The sequence below is a fragment of the Telmatospirillum sp. J64-1 genome, from assembly GCF_006980715.1.
GTDB classification, from domain to species: Bacteria; Pseudomonadota; Alphaproteobacteria; order Rhodospirillales; family Magnetospirillaceae; genus Oleiliquidispirillum; species Oleiliquidispirillum nitrogeniifigens.
On record NZ_SBHN01000009.1, the window covers coordinates 19,081 to 38,272 of the forward strand.

19 protein-coding genes are annotated in these 19,192 nt (G+C 65.9%); 7 read left to right on the forward strand and 12 right to left on the reverse strand.

Features of this window, described 5'->3' with window-relative positions; translation table 11 throughout:
- Positions 1 to 40: 40 nt before the first annotated feature.
- Entirely contained in the window at positions 41 to 985 is a 945-nt protein-coding gene (locus EPD66_RS10245; protein ID WP_142848412.1) for a LysR family transcriptional regulator, read from the forward strand.
- Here the strand turns inward: EPD66_RS10245 and EPD66_RS10250 are convergent.
- The 4 genes from EPD66_RS10250 to EPD66_RS10265 all read right to left on the reverse strand — a co-directional run bounded on the left by EPD66_RS10250 (position 954) and on the right by EPD66_RS10265 (position 4,924).
- Positions 954 to 1,904 (reverse strand): glyoxylate/hydroxypyruvate reductase A, encoded by a 951-nt coding sequence (locus tag EPD66_RS10250; protein ID WP_142848413.1) that lies wholly within the window; start codon positions 1,902 to 1,904, stop codon positions 954 to 956. The two genes, EPD66_RS10245 and EPD66_RS10250, sit on opposite strands and share 32 nt — an antisense overlap.
- Positions 1,901 to 2,368: a type II 3-dehydroquinate dehydratase gene (locus tag EPD66_RS10255; RefSeq protein ID WP_185961346.1), complete on the reverse strand. Its 468-nt coding sequence runs from the start codon at positions 2,366 to 2,368 to the stop codon at positions 1,901 to 1,903. The genes EPD66_RS10250 and EPD66_RS10255 overlap by 4 nt, the downstream gene beginning before the upstream one ends.
- Before the next feature lie 134 nt (positions 2,369 to 2,502).
- Entirely contained in the window at positions 2,503 to 3,918 is a 1,416-nt protein-coding gene (locus tag EPD66_RS10260) for a multicopper oxidase family protein (protein ID WP_142848414.1), read from the reverse strand.
- 37 nt (positions 3,919 to 3,955) lie between these two features.
- The gene (locus tag EPD66_RS10265; protein WP_142848415.1) at positions 3,956 to 4,924 is read right to left on the reverse strand and encodes an aldo/keto reductase; all 969 of its coding nucleotides are present in this window, start codon (positions 4,922 to 4,924) and stop codon (positions 3,956 to 3,958) included.
- Between the two features lie 265 nt (positions 4,925 to 5,189).
- On the opposite strand from EPD66_RS10265, the gene EPD66_RS10270 reads away from it, so the two are divergent.
- Positions 5,190 to 5,417 (forward strand): hypothetical protein, encoded by a 228-nt coding sequence (locus tag EPD66_RS10270; RefSeq protein WP_142848416.1) that lies wholly within the window; start codon positions 5,190 to 5,192, stop codon positions 5,415 to 5,417.
- A 57-nt stretch (positions 5,418 to 5,474) separates the two neighbouring features.
- Here the strand turns inward: EPD66_RS10270 and EPD66_RS10275 are convergent, their stop codons facing one another.
- A complete protein-coding gene (locus EPD66_RS10275; RefSeq protein WP_185961347.1) occupies positions 5,475 to 6,425 on the reverse strand; it encodes a response regulator in 951 nt (316 codons plus the stop codon).
- A 244-nt stretch (positions 6,426 to 6,669) separates the two neighbouring features.
- Between EPD66_RS10275 and EPD66_RS10280 the strand changes: the two genes are divergently transcribed.
- Genes EPD66_RS10280 through EPD66_RS10300 form a run of 5 tightly spaced genes read left to right on the forward strand, consistent with a single transcriptional unit; the run spans position 6,670 to position 11,454 of the window.
- A complete protein-coding gene (locus EPD66_RS10280; RefSeq protein WP_221930953.1) occupies positions 6,670 to 7,065 on the forward strand; it encodes a cytochrome c family protein in 396 nt (131 codons plus the stop codon).
- Positions 7,066 to 7,074: 9 nt separating this feature from the next.
- The gene (gene coxB, locus EPD66_RS10285; protein WP_142848419.1) at positions 7,075 to 7,998 is read left to right on the forward strand and encodes a cytochrome c oxidase subunit II; all 924 of its coding nucleotides are present in this window, start codon (positions 7,075 to 7,077) and stop codon (positions 7,996 to 7,998) included.
- The gene (ctaD, locus tag EPD66_RS10290; protein ID WP_142848420.1) at positions 7,995 to 10,487 is read left to right on the forward strand and encodes a cytochrome c oxidase subunit I; all 2,493 of its coding nucleotides are present in this window, start codon (positions 7,995 to 7,997) and stop codon (positions 10,485 to 10,487) included. The genes coxB and ctaD overlap by 4 nt, the downstream gene beginning before the upstream one ends.
- The gene (locus EPD66_RS10295) at positions 10,484 to 10,804 is read left to right on the forward strand and encodes a hypothetical protein (protein ID WP_142848421.1); all 321 of its coding nucleotides are present in this window, start codon (positions 10,484 to 10,486) and stop codon (positions 10,802 to 10,804) included. The genes ctaD and EPD66_RS10295 overlap by 4 nt, the downstream gene beginning before the upstream one ends.
- A complete protein-coding gene (locus EPD66_RS10300; RefSeq protein WP_142848422.1) occupies positions 10,795 to 11,454 on the forward strand; it encodes a c-type cytochrome in 660 nt (219 codons plus the stop codon). The genes EPD66_RS10295 and EPD66_RS10300 overlap by 10 nt, the downstream gene beginning before the upstream one ends.
- Before the next feature lies 1 nt (position 11,455).
- On the opposite strand, the gene EPD66_RS10305 is transcribed toward EPD66_RS10300, so the two are convergent.
- Genes EPD66_RS10305 through EPD66_RS10335 form a run of 7 tightly spaced genes read right to left on the reverse strand, consistent with a single transcriptional unit; the run spans position 11,456 to position 19,146 of the window.
- On the reverse strand, positions 11,456 to 12,373 hold the full coding sequence (locus EPD66_RS10305; protein ID WP_142848423.1) for a hypothetical protein: 918 nt from the start codon (positions 12,371 to 12,373) through the stop codon (positions 11,456 to 11,458).
- Positions 12,370 to 12,837 (reverse strand): cytochrome c, encoded by a 468-nt coding sequence (locus tag EPD66_RS10310; RefSeq protein ID WP_142848424.1) that lies wholly within the window; start codon positions 12,835 to 12,837, stop codon positions 12,370 to 12,372. The genes EPD66_RS10305 and EPD66_RS10310 overlap by 4 nt, the downstream gene beginning before the upstream one ends.
- Complete coding sequence (locus EPD66_RS10315; RefSeq protein ID WP_142848425.1) at positions 12,834 to 13,367, reverse strand: DUF3341 domain-containing protein; 534 nt, start codon at positions 13,365 to 13,367, stop codon at positions 12,834 to 12,836. Before EPD66_RS10315 ends, EPD66_RS10310 begins: the two co-directional genes overlap by 4 nt.
- Entirely contained in the window at positions 13,364 to 14,713 is a 1,350-nt protein-coding gene (gene nrfD / locus EPD66_RS10320; RefSeq protein WP_142848426.1) for an NrfD/PsrC family molybdoenzyme membrane anchor subunit, read from the reverse strand. Before nrfD ends, EPD66_RS10315 begins: the two co-directional genes overlap by 4 nt.
- Positions 14,713 to 17,427: a 4Fe-4S dicluster domain-containing protein gene (locus tag EPD66_RS10325; RefSeq protein WP_185961348.1), complete on the reverse strand. Its 2,715-nt coding sequence runs from the start codon at positions 17,425 to 17,427 to the stop codon at positions 14,713 to 14,715. The genes nrfD and EPD66_RS10325 overlap by 1 nt, the downstream gene beginning before the upstream one ends.
- A 7-nt stretch (positions 17,428 to 17,434) precedes the next feature.
- Positions 17,435 to 18,055 carry a cytochrome c3 family protein gene (locus EPD66_RS10330; protein ID WP_142848428.1) on the reverse strand — a complete coding sequence of 207 codons (621 nt, stop codon included), beginning with the start codon at positions 18,053 to 18,055 and terminating at the stop codon, positions 17,435 to 17,437.
- Complete coding sequence (locus EPD66_RS10335) at positions 18,007 to 19,146, reverse strand: SDR family oxidoreductase (RefSeq protein ID WP_142848429.1); 1,140 nt, start codon at positions 19,144 to 19,146, stop codon at positions 18,007 to 18,009. The genes EPD66_RS10330 and EPD66_RS10335 overlap by 49 nt, the downstream gene beginning before the upstream one ends.
- Positions 19,147 to 19,192: the final 46 nt, after the last annotated feature.

Here is a 19,192-nt window from a genome sequence, read left to right on the forward strand (position 1 = left end):
GGAAAATATTGTTTACCGGCCAACTGAATAGGTTTTTCCTATGAACCTCTCGCTTCGCGCCCTCAGCTATTTCGTCGCCGCCGCAGAAGAGAGCAGCGTCACGGCCGCCGCCCAGCGCCTGAACATCTCGCAACCCTCCATTTCCGCCGCCGTGGCGCAGCTGGAACAGCAACTTTCGGTACAGCTATTCATCCGCCACCATGCCAAGGGCCTGTCGCTGACGCCGTCGGGCCAGCGGGTGCTGAACGAGGCCCGCGCCTTGCTGAAACATGCCGAGGAATTCCGCGTCAGCGCAGGCATGCTGGGCGAAGGACTTCAGGGAAATGTGGAACTGGGCTGCTTCTCGACCCTGGCGCCGATAATCATTCCCGGCCTGCTCTCGGCCTTGGGCTCACAGCTTCCGGGCATCACACTGACCGTCAGCGAGGGCAACCAGGAAGAAATGCTGGAAGGGATCCTGAGCGGGCGGATCGAGTTGGCGCTGACCTACGACTTGGCCGTGACGGATGAGTTCCACACCCAGCTCCTGGCCGAATTCCCGCCCCAGGTGGTGGTGGCCCGCAGCCATCCGCTGGCGCAGCGGAAAAGCGTCCGCCTGGCCGAGATCGCCTCCGAGCCCTTCATCCTGCTCGACCTGCCGCATAGCCGGAACTACTTCACCGGCCTGTTTCATCAATGCGGCGTGGAGCCGCGCATCCAGCACCAGAGCAAGTCCTACGAACTGGTGCGCGGGCTGGTGGGGCGCGGCCTCGGCTTCTCGATCCTCAACGTCACGCCGCGTCTGAACATGACCTATGACGGCAAGGAAATCGTCATCCTGCCCATCGAGGAAGACCTGCCGCCGACCCGGCTGGTCAGCCTGCGGCTGAAACGCCTGGCCGTCAGGAAGCCGGTGATGGCCGTGGAGAGATGCACCCAGTGCATTCTTTCGGCCATCCTCGGCGAAAAGGAATTCAGTACCCTTTGCGACGGTCCACTTCATTGAGCGGTGGCTGGCCGGCACGAGTCCGCAGCAGGTTCTCGACCACCTGCGGCGCGCTGGTGGCGGCCATGGCGACGCTGGCGAGATGGGGCGTGATCATCACCTGCTCCATGGCCCAGAACGGATGTTCCTTGGGCAGGGGTTCCTGGCGGAAGACGTCCAGCGTGGCTTCGCCGACCTGCCCCGAACGCAACGCCTCGACCAGGGCATCCTCGTCCACCACATGGCCGCGCCCCAGGCTGATGAAGACCGCCCCCCTGGGCAGGCGGGAAAAGACGTCACGACCGATCAGGTCCCGCGTCTCCTCCGTCAGCGGCAGCAGCGAGATCAGGATATCGCTGCGCGCCAGGAAGGCGCCCAATTCCTCCTGTCCGGCATAAGTGTCGATGCCTTCCAGGCGTTTGGGGCTGCGGGACCAGCCGGCGACCCGATAGCCCATTGAAGCGATCAGCGCCGCCGCTTCCCGTCCCAGGCTGCCCAGCCCCATCACCCCGACCCGCACCGCCGAAGCCGGTTTGGGATGGATGTATCGCCATTCCGCCTGGCGCTTGGCGCGTTCGAAGGAGACGAAATCCCGATGATGACGCATGACGGCCAGCAGGGCGAATTGCGCCATCATCCGGCCCATTTCCGGATCGACGATGCGGCAGATCGGCACATGCTCCGGCAGGGTCCGGTCGGCCAGGATGGAATCCGCCCCGGCGCCCAGATTGACGATCAGGCGCAGATTGGGGAAACGCCGCAATTCCCCCGGCGGCGGCTTCCAGACCAGCGCCCATTCGATATCGGCGGGATCGCCCACATCCGGCCAGACGCGGAAGTCCAGCCAGGGCGCCAGCTCCCGCAGGTGGCCGCGCCATTCCTCGGGATCGTCGAATTCGCTGTAGAACAGGATGGCTCCCTGCTGCGGCGCCTCGGTCATGCGTTCTTTTCCTTCCCTTCTGCCAGTAATTGGGCCATGGCCTGCACCGCCAGGACATAGCCGTTTCCTCCCAGGCCGCAGATCATGCCGGTGGCGGCCTTCGAGATGTAGGAATGATGCCGGAAGGGCTCACGCTTGAAAATGTTGCTCATATGCACTTCCAGAATCGGGCCGGGAAAAGCCAGCAGGGCATCGAGCAAGGCGATGGAGGTATAGGTCAGGCCCGCGGCATTGATGCAGATGCCGTCGAACGCGCCCTTCACCGCTTCCTGCACCCAGTCGATCAGTACGCCTTCGCTGTTGCTTTGCCGGAAATCGACCTCCAGGCCGTGAAGCCGCCCGGCCGCCCGCACCCGCTCGCCCAGGCTCTCGAACGTCTCGGCGCCATAGACCCCGACATTCTGGTGGCCGTAAAGATTGGCGTTCGGGCCGTTCAGGAACAGGATTTTTCCGGCGATGGTCATGGAATGCCTCCAACAGCTTTCGGACACCGCCCCGCACGGGGGCGGCATCCAAACTATGGAAGCTCCGGCAGGTCTGGGAAAATCGTAAAATCCGATGCCGGGCTTAGGGTTTTCCGCATCACGATCCAAGGGACTCAGGCGACGCGGATGGTACTCATCATTCCCCCGGCCTGATGTTCCAGGATGTGGCAATGGAACATCCAATCCCCCGGATTGTCGGCCACGAAGGCGATCTCGACCTTTTCCCGTGGCGCCAGCAACACGGTATCCTGCCACTCGCGGAAGCGCGTCGGACGGCCGTTGCGCGACAGGACCCGGAATGCATGACCGTGCAGATGCATGGGATGATGCCAGGCGGTGTCGTTCTCCATGGCGATCACGCAAGTCTGCCCGCGTTTCAACGTGAAGATCGGGTCGAGGACATGGCCCCCATGATGATGCCCCTCCGCCACGACGCCATTGATGGCCCAGGCCATGCCGTGGCGCATCAGCGTCCGGATGTCGGTCATCCGCCCGCCCATCATGGCCTCGGTCATCCTTCCCATCATGCCGCCGCCCAGCACCACCTCATGGCGGATAGCGCTGCCCAGGTCCGGTTCGGCCAGCGGATTGGGCGGCAGGGAAATTCCCGTCTCCAGCGGATGGTCGCGCAAGGGCGCCCCCGCGTCATAGACGAGATCGACCAGCCGGTAGGCTTGGTTGGGATAGAAGTCGTCAATGACCGAAACCCGGCTTCCCGGCGCGCCTTCCATATCGATCACGAGGTCGATGCGCTGGGCCGGGGCGAGGATCACCCTGCCCTCTTCCGGCTCGTGGGGCTCGACCGGATGTCCGTCCCGGGCGATCACCATCGGACGGTGCCCTTGGAAGCGCAGGCCGAACAGCCTGCCATTGGCCGCGTTGATCAGGCGCAAACGCAGCCGTTCCCCCGCCCTTACCGGCATGTCGTCCAGGACCTGGCCATTGATAGTGACCGTATTGCCGAGGCGGCCGGCGTGGCTCATGTCCCGGAAATTGCCGAAATCCTCGCTGATGGAGGCATCGGGGAGCAGGCGCCAGTCGTCGAGCACCCATGTCGCCTCGCGATCCACCCGGATCGGCTCGCATTCCTCGACAATCAGGGCGCCGTGAAGCCCCCTTTCCACCTGCTCGGCCGAGTTGTGGTGCGGGTGATACCAGAAGGTCCCGGCATCCTCGACGTCGAAGGAGTAGAGAAAGGTCTCCCCCGGCGCGATCGGCTTCTGGGTCAGGTGCGGCACGCCATCCATGGCGTTGGGCGTGCGGATGCCATGCCAATGGACGGTGGTCTCCTCGGGTAGCCCGTTGGTCACGGCGATACTGAGGTGCTCCCCCTGCCGGACGCGAATCTCCGGCCCGGGAACCTGGCCGTCATAGGCCCAGACCGCCGTCTCGGGATGCTCCGCACCGACCATGCGGACCCGTGCCGGAGCGGGAACCAGGCTGCGGAGGGGCCCGGTTCCGGTAGCATGGGCCAAGGACAAGCCGCGCGGCAGGAGCAGGAGAGACGCCGCCAGTCCGGCGCCTCCCATCAATACCTGCCGTCGGCCCACCGGCAGGGACAGCCTGTTATTGATGGCCCTTCTCCCAAGCACTGGCGCGGTCCAGCCGCTCGATGGACGCTTGGTCGAGCTGCAGGCGGGCGGCGGCGAACAGGTCCTCCAGTTGCTCGACCTTCGAGGCGCTGGCGATGGGGGCGGTGATGCCGGGACGGGCGATCAGCCAGGCCAGCGCCACCTGGGCCGGAGTCGCCCCCCTCTCCGCCGCCACCTCGTCCAGCGCCTTCAGGATGGCCCGCCCCCGGTCGTTCAGATACTTGCCGACCACGCCCGAACCGCGCGCGCTCTTGCCGGCATCCTCGGAGGAGCGGTACTTGCCGGTCAGGAAGCCGCTGGCGAGCGAGTAATAGCTGATGACGCCCAGGTTATTCTCGCGGCAGATTCCTTCCAGTTCCTCCTCATAGCCCTGGCGGTCGTAGAGATTGTATTCCGGCTGCAGGCTTTCATAACGCGGCAGGCCGGTCCGCGCGCTGACCTCCAGCGCCTCGCGCAAGCGCGCCGGGGTAAGGTTGGAACAGCCGATCACCCGCACCTTCCCCTGGTCGATCAGTTCCTTATAGGCTCCCAGCGTCTCCTCGAAGGGCGTGTCGGGGTCGTCCCAGTGGGATTGATAGAGGTCGATATAATCCGTCTGCAAACGGCGTAGCGAGGCTTCGACGGCGGTGCGGATATAGCCCGGCGCCAAGCCTTTCATGCCCGGCCCCATCTCCGAACCGACCTTGGTGGCGATCACCACCTTGTCGCGGTTGCCCCGGCTTTTCAGCCAGTTGCCGATGATCGTTTCGGACTCGCCGCCGCTATTTCCCGGCGCCCAGATCGAATAGGCATCCGCCGTGTCGATGAAGTTGAACCCGGCCCCGACGAAGGCGTCGAGCAGACGGTGGGACGTCGCCTCGTCGGCCGTCCAGCCGAAGACATTGCCGCCGAAACACAGAGGGGCCACCTTCAGCCCCGATCGGCCAAGCTGCCGTTGCTCCATGGAATCGTCTCCTCTTTCTTGATTGGACGGAAAGAAAGATAGGAATTGCGTGCGGTCCTGCCAAACCTCCGGTATCCGCCGCCGCCCCTGCGGGAGCAAGGCGCAAGAGGAGTCCGGCAGGCCCTCTTATACTTTTTCACAGTTTCGGGAGAACATTTCCCATACTGCGGGACAATAGCCCCCGCTCCGTTCCATGCGCGATAATGGTTCGGAATAAATCATGGGCAGGGAGATCCCCTCCCAGCCCGATGCAGGGGAAACGGCTATGAACAACAACGCCCGCGGCATCGATGTAGCCTCTTTCGGAAAACTTGCCCAGGAAGCCGCTGACCTCGCCACCCGTAGCGCCGAGATGCGCGCCCAGGCCAGCCAAGCACGGGCCGAGATCGAACGCGTCAGCGCCAAACTGGAAAAGATAGATCTCAGCCGGGTGGTCGGCGAAATGCGCCACTTCGCCCATCTGGCCCGTCAGTCCCAGGCCAAGCTCGCCTGATCCCCGCGCTCCGACAAAGGCCGCGCCCAGCAAGGGCGCGGCCTTTCGCTTTCCGCCTCAGGCTTCCGCGGCCTCGGCTTCCTGCGCCGGGGAACGCTTGAGCGGCAAGGGTGCGGTGTCGATGCGGGGCCGGTCGGGCTCGAAGGCCCGACGAATGGAAGCGGCCAGCTTGGGCAGCAATTCCAGATCGGCCCGGTGTGAGGCTGAGGGCCGCGCCTTCACCCTTTCCACCAGCACCTTCAGCGACAGCGCCAGTTCCGAGACATAGGCAAAGGCCGTTCCCTGCATGCGCCGCCCCAGATCCTCGGCCACGTAATGCAGCCGGTCCAGGTCTTCGTCACGCTGCGGATCTTCGCCCGTACCGGTCTCGTAAGCGGCCTGGATGCGTTCGACCAGAAAACCGATCTCGACGGAATAGCGTTCCATCTTGTGTTCGTTGATGCGCGCCGCCGCCGCGTCGATCACCCTTTGCAGATCCCTGTCGTTGCTGCCCACGGCCCTGCTGCGCAGGGGATTGGGCACCTCCATCATGGGTGCGACACTGCCGCGCGGGCGCGGCGCCCTACGGCGGTCGGGGCCGATATAATTGTGAGTGATGACGAAAGGCTTCCGCTTGCGCGCCAGGGCGGCGATCCGCTGGATCAGGGTGCCCACAGAAACCGGCTTCAGTACCATGTCGTCGGCGCCCGAATCCACCACCCGGCGGACCAAGCCTGCGTCCGGCTCGGCCGACAGGGCCATGACCAGCATGAAGGGATTCTTGCCCAGCCGGTGATGGCGCAGGCGATAGATCAGGTTCCAGACATCGCCGCCGGGCAGTTGCGCGTCGACGATGAGAAGGTCCAGCCGGTCGGCGGCGATGGCCTGTTCCAGCCGCTCGACATTCGGGTAATCCCCGATGTCGCGGAAACCGGCGCTTTGGAGCATGGCCCGCAGGGCCTGGCGGACTTGGGTATTGGGATCAGCCAGGCCTACCCTGACATATTCGAAGCGGAACTCTGTCTGCATACCGCCTCCCCTTCTTGCTTGAGCCGCATTCACACGCCTCGTCTCGGAACCCCTTCCCCGGGGGATCCCAAGGAAAGACCCTAGCATCAATATTGTCGTTCTGTCATTCCGCATTGCAGCATGATCGCGCAATAAACGAACCCGATTCTCCATCCGCTCCAGCGACCCCGCCGGACGGGGTGTTTCTGCGGCACGTCCCGCCCCCCATATGCTGGCGAGACCGCTGCCGTGGACAAAGGACGCGATGGACCATCCGCTCTCCCCGCTGGCCGCGCCCGCGGCCATGCTCGTTGCCCTTTCCTGCCTCGCCCTGCTGACGGGATGCGAGAGCGAGGTGCCGGACCATCTGATGGTTCCGGGCGGCGACGTGCGTGCCGGGCGCGAGGCGATCAGGGATTATGGCTGTGGCGCCTGCCATGTCATTCCGGGCATTCGCGGGGCCCGTGGCGCCGTGGGCCCGCCGCTGGAGGGTTTCAGCCACCGGGCCTATATCGCCGGCCAGATTCCCAACCGCCCGGAAGAGCTGATCCAATGGCTGGCCGATCCGCCAGCCATGATTCCCGGCACGGCCATGCCCGGTGTCGGCCTGACGCCCCAGCAGAAGCGGGATGTCGCGGCCTATCTCTATACCTTACGCTGACGGAGGCCCATGCAGTCGGCCCTGCACCCAGCCGGACCAGAAGCCGCCGAGGTCGCAAACCTGTGGTGGGCGATGTTCGTCGGCAGCATCCTGATCATGATCCTGGTGGTCGGCATGATCGCCTGGGGCCTGTTGCGCGCCCGGGGCGACGAAAAGCTGGCGGGCAAGACCATGATCTATCTTTTCGGCATCGGTCTGCCGCTGGTGACGCTGACGGCGCTGATCTATTTCAGCGTCGATCTCACCACCCGCTCGCGCAGCGGCGACACTGTGGCGGCCACCATCGAAGTAGTCGGCAAGCGCTGGTGGTGGGAAGTGCGCTATCCCGGGGCTGCGCCCGACGGCAGCGACATCATCACCGCCAACGAGATCCGTATCCCCGCCGGCCAGCCGGTGGAGATCTATCTCAGCACCACCGACGTCATCCACAGCTTCTGGGTTCCGGCCATCGCGGGCAAGCTGGACATGATCCCCGGCCGCCTGAACCGCATGGTCATCCAGGCCGACGAGCCGGGGGAATATCGCGGCCAATGCGCCGAATTCTGCGGCGAGCAGCACGCGCTGATGGCCTTCATGCTGGTCGCCCAGCCTCCCGAGGAATATGCCGCATGGCTGGAGGCGCAGGCCCGTCCGGCGCCGGAGCCCGAGGATCCCTTCCTGGCGCGGGGGCGCGACGCCTTCCTGGATGCCGGATGCGGCACCTGCCACCGCGTGCGCGGCACGACCGCCGACGGAGTGCTTGGCCCCGACCTCACCCATGTCGGCTCGCGCCTGACCATCGGCGCCGGCACCCTGCCCAACGGCATCGGGCCGCTGGCCGGCTGGATCGCCGACAGCCAATCGATCAAGCCGCGCAACTTGATGCCGAACTTCAACAATTTCGACGGTGAAACCCTGCGCGCCATCGCCGCCTGGCTGGAGAGCCTGGAATGAGCAAGCGCGACCTGCTGACGGAAGTCTGGCGACGCCCGGCAGGCATCCGTGCCCTGACGGAAGTGAACAACGTCTATGTCGGGCGCTATTTCATCGCCACCGCCTTCACCTTCTTCATCTTCGCGGGCATCCTGGCGCTGCTGATCCGCCTGCAGCTGGCCGTGCCCGACAACGACCTGCTGGACCCGGTCGCCTACAACCAGATCTTCACCATGCACGGCACGGCCATGATGTTCCTGGTCGCCGTGCCGATCATGGAGGGCTTCGCCGTCTATCTGCTGCCGCAGATGCTGGGCGCCCGCGACCTGCCCTTTCCTCGCCTCTCGGCCTTCGGCTATTGGTGCTATGTGCTGGGCGGCATCCTGCTGTTCTCCAGCTTCCTGTTCGGCGCCGCGCCGCTGGACGGCTGGTTCATGTATCCGCCGCTGTCGCTGTCGCAATTCTCGCCCGGCGTGAATGCCGATTTCTGGCTGCTGGGCATCACCTTCGTCGAAATCTCGGCCCTGACTGCCGCCGTCGAGATCATCGTCGGCGTGATGAAGACGCGCGCGCCGCATATGCGCCTGCAGGACATGCCGATCTTCGGATGGTACATGCTGGTCACGGCGCTGATGATCATCTTCGCCTTCCCGCCGCTGCTGGTCGGCGACGCCATGCTGGAGGGCGAGCGCGCCTTCGGCTTTCCCTTCTTCGATGCCGCGCGCGGCGGCGACCCGGTGATGTGGCAGCATCTGTTCTGGATCTTCGGCCATCCGGAGGTCTACATCATCTTCCTGCCCGCCGCCGGCATCGTCTCGACCATCCTGCCGGTCATGGTGGGAAGGCCCCTGGTCGCCCACAACCTGTTCATCCTGTCCGCCGTCAGCACCGGCTTCATCAGCTTCGGGCTGTGGGTTCACCACATGTTCACGGTGGGCATTCCCCATCTGTCGCTGAACTTCTTCTCCGCCGCCAGCATGGCAGTGGCCATTCCCTCGGGCATCCAGGTCTTCGGCTGGATCGCCACGCTATGGGGCACGCGGCCCAAGATGACCACGCCCCTGCTGTTCATCCTGGGCTTCCTGTTCATCTTCAGCTTCGGCGGCTTGACCGGAGTGATGGTCGCCTCGGTGCCCTTCGACTGGCAGGTCCACGACACCCAGTTCGTCGTCGCCCATTTCCACTATGTGCTGGTCGGCGGCATGATCTTTCCCGTCTTCGCCGCCCTCTATTACTGGATGCCGCTGCATAGCGGCCGCATGATGTCGGAACGGGTCGGCAAGTGGGTGTTCTGGCTGAAATTCATCGGCTTCAACCTGACCTTCGGGCCGCTGCATTTCGCCGGTCTGCTGGGAATGCCCCGCCGCGTCTATCTGCATCCCGAGGAACTGGGGCTGGGGCCGATCAATTTCGTCAGCACCATCGGCGCCTTCATGATGGGCGTGGCGGCGCTGCTGTTCATCATCGACCTGATCCGCCACCATCGTCACGGCCCCATCGCCGGCAGCAATCCGTGGAATGCCGGCAGCCTGGAATGGGCCGGCACCACCCCGATGGCGCCCAGCGGCAGCACCAGCCTCCCTCCCGTCCAATGCCGTTATCCCCTGTGGGAGGACCGCAGCCTGAACGACAGGGTGCAGGCCGGGGAATTCTACATGGCGATCCCCGCGACCGGGGGACGCGAAACCATGCGCACCGGCTCGATCAGCGGCGAGCCCGAACAGGTGATCGTCCTGCCCGGCCCCACCTGGATTCCCCTCGCCGCAGCTATCTCCGTCGCTTTCATGATCGTCGGCGGTCTGCTTTACGAAGGCTGGATGATCCTGGTCGGGGGCGTAGTGACGCTCTCTCTGCTGGTGCGCTGGTCCTGGAGCACCGATTACCGCCATCCCGAGGAAATCGTGAATGTCGGCATGAATACGCGCCTGCCGACCTACGGTTCCGCCCCGGACAGTCATGCCTGGTGGGGGCTGGCAACGGCGCTGCTGGCCGATCTGGCGGCCTATGGCGGGCTGCTGTTCTGCTATTTCTACATGTGGACCGTGGCGCCGGAATGGCCGCCGGAGGGCATCGAGGCGACCGGCGAAAGGCTTCCCGTCGCCATCGCCGCCGCAATCCTGATCCTGGGCAGCGTCATCGTGCAGGGCTCGGTCATCGCCTTGCGCCGTGGCCATGCCTGGATCGCCAAGCTGGCGATGCCGCTCGCGGCCCTCGCCGGGCTGGCTTGGATCGGCCTGGAACTGGGGGTGGCGCTGGATGCATGGCCTGAGCCGCAGGCGCATAACTATCCGACCATGGCCTGGGCGGTGCTGGCCTATAACATGCTCCATGTACTGGTTGCCGTGCTGATGGCCCTGGTCGTGACCCTGCGCCTGTGGCTGGGCCTGGTCACGCCCGAGCGCTCGATCATGATCGATAATACCGCCCTGTTCTGGCACACCACCCTCGCCTTCGCCCTGGTCGGTGTGGGCGTGGTCCATTTCTATCCGCTGATGCTGCAGGGGGGATGATGCGAAGCCTGTTCGCCGTCACCCTTGCCCCTGCGATCTGGATCCTGTTCTTCCTGGTCGTCTATGTCTTCGAGATCATGGGCTGCCGGTTCGAACTGGACCGAGGCCTGATCGCGGGCGTGGGGCTGACGGTATCGGCGCTGACCATCCTGGCCATCATCGTAGTGGCCGTCTTTGCCTGGCGGCGCTGGAGGCGCAATCCCCGCGACGGCACCGAATCCTTCCTGGGCCAGATCGGCTTCCTGCTCTGCCTGTCCTCGCTGGTCGCCACCATCTGGGTGGCCCTGCCTATTTTCCTGGTGCCGGCATGCATGTGATCCGAACCAGCCTGATCCTTCTCCTGGCCGCCGCCCTACATCCGGCCGCCGCCCAGCCGGTCACCCCGGACCCGGAGAACGGCCACCGCCTGGCCTCGGGCGGCAATGAACGCGCCGGGCCCTGCTTCACCTGCCACGGCCTGCATGGCGAGGGCGACGACGCCAACGGCGCCCCGCGCCTCGCCGGCCTCAGCGCCTATTACATCTACAAGCAGATGAAGAACTTCACCGAGGACACCAGGCACAACGACATCATGACGCCCATCGCCGAGGAGATGAGCCTTCAGGAATGGTGGGATGTCGGGGCCTTCTACGAAGGGCTGGACACGCCCCTGCCCCCGCCGCCGGAGCCCAACGAGGCGGACATGGCGATGCTGCAACGGGGCGAGGAAATCGCCCTGCACGGCCTGCCGCAAAGCGGAGTCCCGGCCTGCGCCGCCTGCCATGGACGGCAAGGGGAAGGGGCGATGAATTCGGTTCCCTACCTGGCCGGACAGGGACGGAACTACATGGAACTCCAGTTCCGCCACTGGCTGGAAGGCGAACGCAGCAACGATCCCGTGGGCGGCATGCAGCATATCGCCCGCCTGCTCTCGCCCGAAGATGTCAGGGCGGTCTCCGCCTGGTTCGCCCGACAGCGGCCAGAATAGCTTACAGCCGCAGGCCGGGCAGCACCATCCAGCCCGCTTCCAGCATATGCATGGCAAACAGCAGCACCGCCACCCCGGCCAGGATACGGCGGCTGCTGCGCGCCCAGGACAGCAGCAGGATCAGCGGCAGCAGGAATTGCAGCAGCACCAGGCCCCAGGGGATAAGAGCCCAGACTCCTTCGGAACGTTGCAGATACCAGCTCACCTCATGGGGCAGGTCGACCGACCAGATCACCAGATATTGCATGAAGGCCAGATAGCCCCATAGCAGCACCGCCGCCAGCAGCAGGCTCGCCAGCGTCTTCCGGGCCGGCAAGGCCATCGGGCTGCGCAAGGCGACCGCCACCAGAAGCGCCAGCGCCCCGAGCACGAGTTGGCTCATGAACAGCAGGCCGAAGACCGAGGAATTGAACTCGGGCTCCAGGGTCATGAGCCAGTCCACCCCGGCCAGCGAGGCGGTGATGGTATAGGCCGCCATCCCCAGCCCGGCCACCACCGGATGACGGCCCGGCCGCAGCAGCAGCCAGGCGGTGAGGATCCAGCTGGCGAAATAGACGACGCTGCGGGCGATGAAGAACCAGTCCTGCAGCCACACGCCCTTGCCGCCCGGGCCTTCCCAGCCCGGCCGGGCCCAGGGATAGAGGACCTCCAGCCCCACCAGGACCGGGACGAACAGCAGGGCGGCAAGCGGCAGCAGGCGGGTCGCACCGCGCAGCAGCGGCCCCAGGTTCCGGCCCCACTCCCCCCCGGCCAGCTGATGGATCATCAGCAAGGCCAGCGCCCCCAGCGGAACGGCGGTCAGCCCCACCAGCAGCGCCAGATAGAGGCCCAGCCAGAAGGCCGATCCGGCCAGGGCGGCGGCCATGCCCAGCAGGAAGGCGGCCAGCCCGCCGCCCGCGATCGCCATCCGCAAAGTCACGGGGCACCTCCCCCGTTCCGCAATTCCATGACATGGGCGGCGATCGCCCAACGGTCGGCATGGCCGATGCGGTCGGCCATGGGATACATCACCCCCACGCCCCGTTCGATGACCTCCACGATCTCTTCCAGGCTGGCTGCATGTTCCGCAGCGGTGAAAGGCGGCGGATGGGGCATGGTACGCCCGGCGACATGCCCGTTGCCCCCGCCATCGGCGCCGTGGCAGGGAGTGCAATAGACGGCGTAGCGGTCGCGGCCATGCGCCACCAGGTCCGGCGTGATCTCGGGCGGGGCCGGGCTTTCCAGCTGGCCGCGCGCCACCGTCCCTTCGACCGGCATCTGCCATGTCCGTCCACCGGGCAGGTCGGGGGCGGGATCATAAGTTCGGTACCGGTCCTGGTTGGCCATGTCGTCGCATCCGGCCAAAAACAGGGCCATGCCCAGCAATCCGAAGGCCGTTCTCATCGCGGCACCTCGTCCAGGGCGACCGGCCCCAGCCCTTCAAGGAAGGCACGGGTGCGGCGCGGTTCGTAGACCGGGTCGCTGGCCTGGATGGACAGGAAGAAACGGGAATCGGAGGCCAGATGGAAGCGCTCCATCTTCAGCAGCGGATGCGTCTTCCGGCCCGGCAGGCCGTTGAGATAGAGCATCGCCGCCACACCGACGACCGTGGCGCCGACCGTGGCGATCTCGAAGGTCGGCAGCACGAAGGCAGGCCAAGCCGCCAGCGGGCGCCCGCCGATATTCAGGGGGTAATCGACCACATTGATCCACCATTGCAGCAACAGCGCCGCCCCGCCGACAACGATGCCTCCCGCCAGATGGAGGGGGTCGATCTTGTTCTCCTGGAAATCCAAGGCATCGGCCAGCCCCTCGACGGGAAAAGGCGTATGGGCCTCGAATTCGGTGTAACCGGCCTCGCGCGTGCGGCGCACGGCTTCGATCAGGCGGTCGGAATCGTCGAATTCGGCCAGCAGCCCCCAGGGACGGTTCATTCCTCGTCCCCCTTCATCCGCCGCTCCGCCGCCAGTTCCTCCTTCAGCTCGAACATCGACACCAAGGGCAGGAAGCGGGCGAATAGCAGGAATAGCACGGCGAACAGGCCGATCGAGCCGATGAACAGCCCCCATTCCCAGATGGTCGTCTCGTAGCCATGCCAGGAAGACGGCAGGAAATCGCGGTACAGGCCGGTGACGATCAGCAGATAGCGCTCCAGCCACATGCCCACCGCCGCCCCCAGGGCGATCACGAACAGCATCGGCACCGACCGGCGGATCCGGCGGAACCACAGAAGCTGGATCAGCACGATGTTGAGGAACAGCGAGCCCCAGGCGCTCCAGGCATAGCGCCCGAAAAGGCGGTCATGCAGGGTCTGCATCTCGTGGATGTCGCCGGAATACCAGGCGTGGAAGGCATCGGCGAGATAGCCATAGGCGGTCAGCAATCCGGTCGCCAGCAGCAGCTTGGCCAGGATATCGAGATGCTTCAGGGTCAGCAGATTGCCCAGATGGAAGGCATGGCGCAGCACCACCGCCAGCAGGATCACCACGGCAACGCCCGAGAAGACGGCGCCCTGCACGAAGAAGGGCGGGAAGATGGTGGTGTGCCAGCCCGGCACCGGCCCGCCGGCGAACAGCATGGCGACACCGCTATGGACCGTCACCACCAGATGGAAGGTGATCAAGGCGATGGCGACATAGGCTTGGCGCCAGCGTTCCCAATGCTGCGCCGTGCCCCGCCAGCCCAAGGCGAGACGGCCATAGATGGCCCGCGCCAGCGGCTTGGTGGTCTTGTCGCGCATGGTCGCCAGATCGGGGATCATGCCAACATACCAGAACAGGAAGGACACGGTGATATAGGCCGTGAAGGAAAAGACGTCCCAGACCAGCGGGCTGCGGAATTGCGGCCACAGGTCCATGGTATTGGGATAGGGGAACATCCAATAGAAGAGTTCCGGCTTGCCCAGATGCAGGATCGGGAACAGCGCCGCACAGATGGCCGCGAACAGGGTCATCGCCTCGGCGAAGCGGTTGAGCGAGTTGCGCCATTGCTGGCCCATCACCAGCAGCAGGGCCGAGATCATGGTCCCGGCATGGCCGATCCCCACCCACCACACGGTATTGACGATATCCAGGCCCCAATTGACCGGGACATTCAGCCCCCAGATCCCCACCCCGGCGATGAACAGCCAGCCGGTGGACAGGAAGAAGATGCCCAGCATCAGAAGCGACAGGGCCATCAGCATCCACCAGCGCCGCCGTGCCGGGGGATGTAGGGTGATGTCCGTCACCTGCTGGGTGACGGTTTCATAGGTTTCCTCGCTAGAGAGCAGCCGGGACATCAGGCCTGGCCCTCCCGGTCCCGCACCGCCGCCAGATAGGTCGTGCGCGGCCAGGTGTTCAGTTCTTCCAGCAGCCGGTAATTGCGCGGATTGGCCCGCGCCCGCGAAACCGCCGAGTCAGGATTGTTCAGGTCGCCGAAGATGATGGCCCCGGCCGGGCAGGCATCCTGGCAGGCGGTGGTGACCTCGCCCTCGGCGATCGGGCGGCCCTCCATTTCTGCCTGGATGCGGGCGGCATTGATGCGCTGGACGCAATAGGTGCATTTCTCCATCACCCCGCGCCCGCGCACCGTCACATCCGGGTTGCGCTGGGCCGGCGCCGTCTCCGGCTGACGGGCGGAATATTCGTAGTAATTGAAGCGCCGGACCTTGTAGGGGCAATAGCTGGAGCAGGTGCGGGTGCCGATGCAGCGGTTATAGACCATCTGGTTCAGCCCTTCCGGCCCGTGCACGGTGGCATTGACCGGGCAGCCAACTTCGCAGGGCGCCTTCTCGCAATGCATGCAGGGCACCGGCAGGAAGCGTGTATCGCCGCTCAAATCGTAGGAATCCACCCGCAGCCAATGCATCTCGCGCCCGATCAGAACCTCGTCCTTGCCGACCACGGGAACGTTGTTCTCGGCCATGCAGGCGACCACGCAGGCATTGCAGCCGGTACAAAGATCGGTATCGACGACCATGCCCCAGGCATAGCTTTCATAGGTCCAGGGCGGATAGATCGAGGGCTGGCGCTCCGTCGGCTGGGGCATGGCCTCGCCCGGCGCCACCACGGGCACGAGGTCGCGCCCGCCCATTTCATGATAAAGCTGGGTCTCGGCGATCCGCGCCTGCCCCCCGGCCCGCGCAAGGCTCGCCCCCGTCAGCCGCCAGGGCGAAGCGGCGGGACGCAGAGTATAAGCGTCATAACCGATCCCCGTCGCCAGGCGCCCGCCCTGCCTCCGGCCATAGCCCAGGAACAGCGTGACCGTATCCTCGGCCTGGAAGGGCATGATCCAGGCCGGGACGTTCACCGACCGCCCACCGGCCGTGACCTGGATAAGGGCACCGTTCCGCACCCCCAGCGCCTGGGCCGTGCCGGACGAAATCAGGGCCACGTTGTCCCAGACGATCTTGTTCAGCGGCTTGGGCAATTCCTGGAGCCAGGGATTGTTGGCAAAGCGCCCGTCCCAGATGGTGGGGTCCGGCCGGAAGACGATCTCGAGTCCCTGCGGTGGCCCCTCCGGCGGCGGAACGGGCGGAACCGGCCGGACCTGGACGGCAACGGGCGGCGGGGCCGAGCCCTCCACCAGCCCGTCATGCAGGGCCCGCCGCCAGGCATCCTCGCTGCCCAACGGCCCGGCCCAGGTGGCGCGGACCTCGTCGAGCGCGGAAACCCTCTGCCCCAGCACCGCCGGCAGGATCGCCGCCGCCTCGATTCCGTTGCGCAAGGGACGGATCATCGGCTGCATGATGATCGCCGTGCCGTCCACGGCCCGGGCATCGCCCCAGCTTTCCAGCGCATGGGCCAGCGGCAGATGCCACTGGCAGAGCAAGGCCGTCTCGTCCTGATAGAGGCCCGCATGGATTCTCAACGGCACCCGTTCCAGCGCCGCGGGGAAATCGAGATCGGCCGGGGCCGTATAGGCCGGATTGGCATCAAGGATCAGCAGCGATCCCACCTGCCCCGCCGCCATTTCCTCCACCAAGTCGGCCAGCCCGCCCTGCCCCGGCACGGCCACCGGCTCGGTCAGGATCATGGCATCGCCGCCAGTCTGCCGGGTGATCGCCAAGCCGAGGGCCTGGACTTCCACCGGCAAGGTCGAGGACACGGCGACGATGCCGCCCCGGTTCCGCAGGTCGGCAGCGGCACGGGCGATCCAGTCCTGTTCTTCCTCCGTCAGGCCCGGCGGCGCCTCGGCGAGTCCGAAGGCCGCACCCAGGGCGGAAACCATCATCGGCAGACGGTATTCCGACACGGCTTGGCGGCGATGAGCCCCCGCCCCAGTCAGGCTGGGCGTGGCCTCCGCCACCCACAGGCGCGGCGGACGCTCGGCCTCCCTGCGGGCATCGGCCCAATCGCGCACATGGCGCATCTGGTCGGGACCAGGGCCGAGCAGGTCCTCGCCCAGGCTGACCACCACCGGCGCCCGGTCCAGGCGCCAATGCACATCCAGTCGCTGCCCGAAAGCCAGTTCCGTGGCCTGGGCGCGCAGGCCACGCCCCACCGGCTCGAAGACATGCCAGCGGGCATCGGGGCGCCGGGCCAGCAGGTCCTCGATCTGCCGCTGAAGGGTCGGCGAGGTGACGCTGCCGGTCAGCAGGCGCAGGGGGGCGGGGATGTCGGCCAGGGCCGTGAAGGCCTCTTCCCAGGTCGCCACCACGCCCTCGCGGATGACTTCGCCCGAGCGGTCGGGATCGTAGAGTTCCAGCACCGCAGCCTGCAGGAAGGGGTCGCTGCCCCGCGACGCCGCCGGATGCAAGGCATTGCCGTCCAGTTTGGTCGGCCGCCCGTCATGGATTTCCGCCAGCACCGGCTGGGCATAGCCTTCGAACAGTGTCGCGGTGGCATAGAAGCGCGGACGGCCCGGCACCACGTCCTCGGGCTGGACGACATAGGGGATCGCTTCGGACGGCGGCCCCTCGCCGCAACCGGCCAGCGCCGCCATGGCCATCGAGGCGGCCATGACCTTCAGGAATTCGCGGCGGCTGGGCAAATCGGCGGTTTCGTCGTCCATGAGTTCCCTAGCGGTGGCAGACATTGCAGTGAGTGAGGAATTCCGGATCGCGGACGCCATGAAGCCGCGCCAGTTCCGGTCCCAATTCCGCCTGATCGCGCGGCGGTTCCCAATCCATCACGGTCACCGCCTCGCGCGGGCGCAGATGCGGCTCGGGATCCCGGTGGCAGTCCAGGCACCAGCTCATGGTGAAGTCGTTGTCGCGCCGCGTCGCCACCATCTCGTCGATACGGCCATGGCAGGTCTCGCAGCCCACGCCCTTGGAGACATGGATGCCGTGATGGAAATAGCTGTGCTCGGGCAAGGGCGCGACGCGCTGCCAGCGCAAGGGCTCGACCTCGGGCGGTTCCTCCGCCGGATAGTGGCAGCCCATGCAGGTGGTCATGGGCGGAAATCCGGCGGATGCGCCGAACTCGACGCTGGCATGGCAGAAACGGCAATCGATCTCCAGTTCCCCCACATGCAGCGCATGGCTGAAGGGCACCGGCTGCGGCGGTGCCGTCCGCGCCGCCTCGGCCGTGAGACCGCGCAGCAGAACGAGCGAAAGCACCACCATCGCCAGGGCGACCAAAACGACGATCAGCGATAGCCGACGGTCGAACCGCGCGACCGGGCCGTCCTGGGCCATGGGCGATGCCCCCTGTTTCCAGCCATTGCTCCTCGTCCTCTAGGTAAGGGCTTGGAACGCAGGGCCAATTCCTCATCCGTCGCCCTCCTTTTGGAGAGGAACATCATCATCGGCGCCAGCAGGAAACCTGCCGCCGCCCCAATGGCCAATGCCTTGACCGGACGGGGCAGCATGTTCAGCCGTAAGGCCAGGCTGTCATCCTCGGCCTGGTCGTTGAAACGGCCCGCCGTCCGGTGCATCTCCGCCGGGGGCGTCTCGAACAGATTGGCGGGGCGGTCAGGGGAAACCGTCTCGGTCAGGAACTGGCTGTCCACCGCATGGGAGGCGGCATAGCGGTCGAGCCAGGCACCGGGCAGGAAACGCGCGCCCAGGATGGTCTGGATTGCGGGCCAGCCCACCCAGGTCTCGCGCTTGCCCCTATCCGCCGCCCAGACGACGGCACGCCCCGCCAGTTCGGGGGTGAAGATGGGCGGCACCGGCTGGGGATGGCGGTCCAGATGCGACAGGCTCCATTCGAATTGCGGCGTGTCATGGGCCGGCAGATGGACGCTGATCACCTTCACATGGCTGTCCTGGGCGATCAGTTCGGAACGCACCGAATCGAGGAAGCCGCGCAGGGCGAATTTGGCCCCGCAATAGGCCGATTGCAGCGGAATGCCGCGATAGGCAAGCGCCGACCCCACCTGCACGATCGTCCCCCAGTCGCGCGGCTTCATACGCTTCAGCGCCGTCCGCACGCCGTAGACGCCGCCCAGATAGGTGACTTCGGTGGCGCGCTTGTATTCCTCGGGCGTGATGTCCTCGAACCACGAGAAAATCGTCGCCATGGCAGAATTGACCCAGATGTCGATGGGCCCCAGCACATGCTCGATCTCCTCGGCGGCCTTTTCCAGCCCTTCGGCATCGGTGACGTCGCAGGGCACCACATGGGCCGAACCGCCCAGGGCTTCGACTTCGGCCCGCGCCTTTTCCAATCCCTCGCGCGAACGGGCGATCAGGCCGACATGGGCGCCTTGCCGGGCGAATTCGAGGGCGATGGCCCGCCCCACCCCTGCCGAGGCCCCGGTCACGACGACGACCTTGTCCTTCATGGCTTCCATCTCCCTTTGGCCGGTTGAGATAGCTCGCCATTTGGGC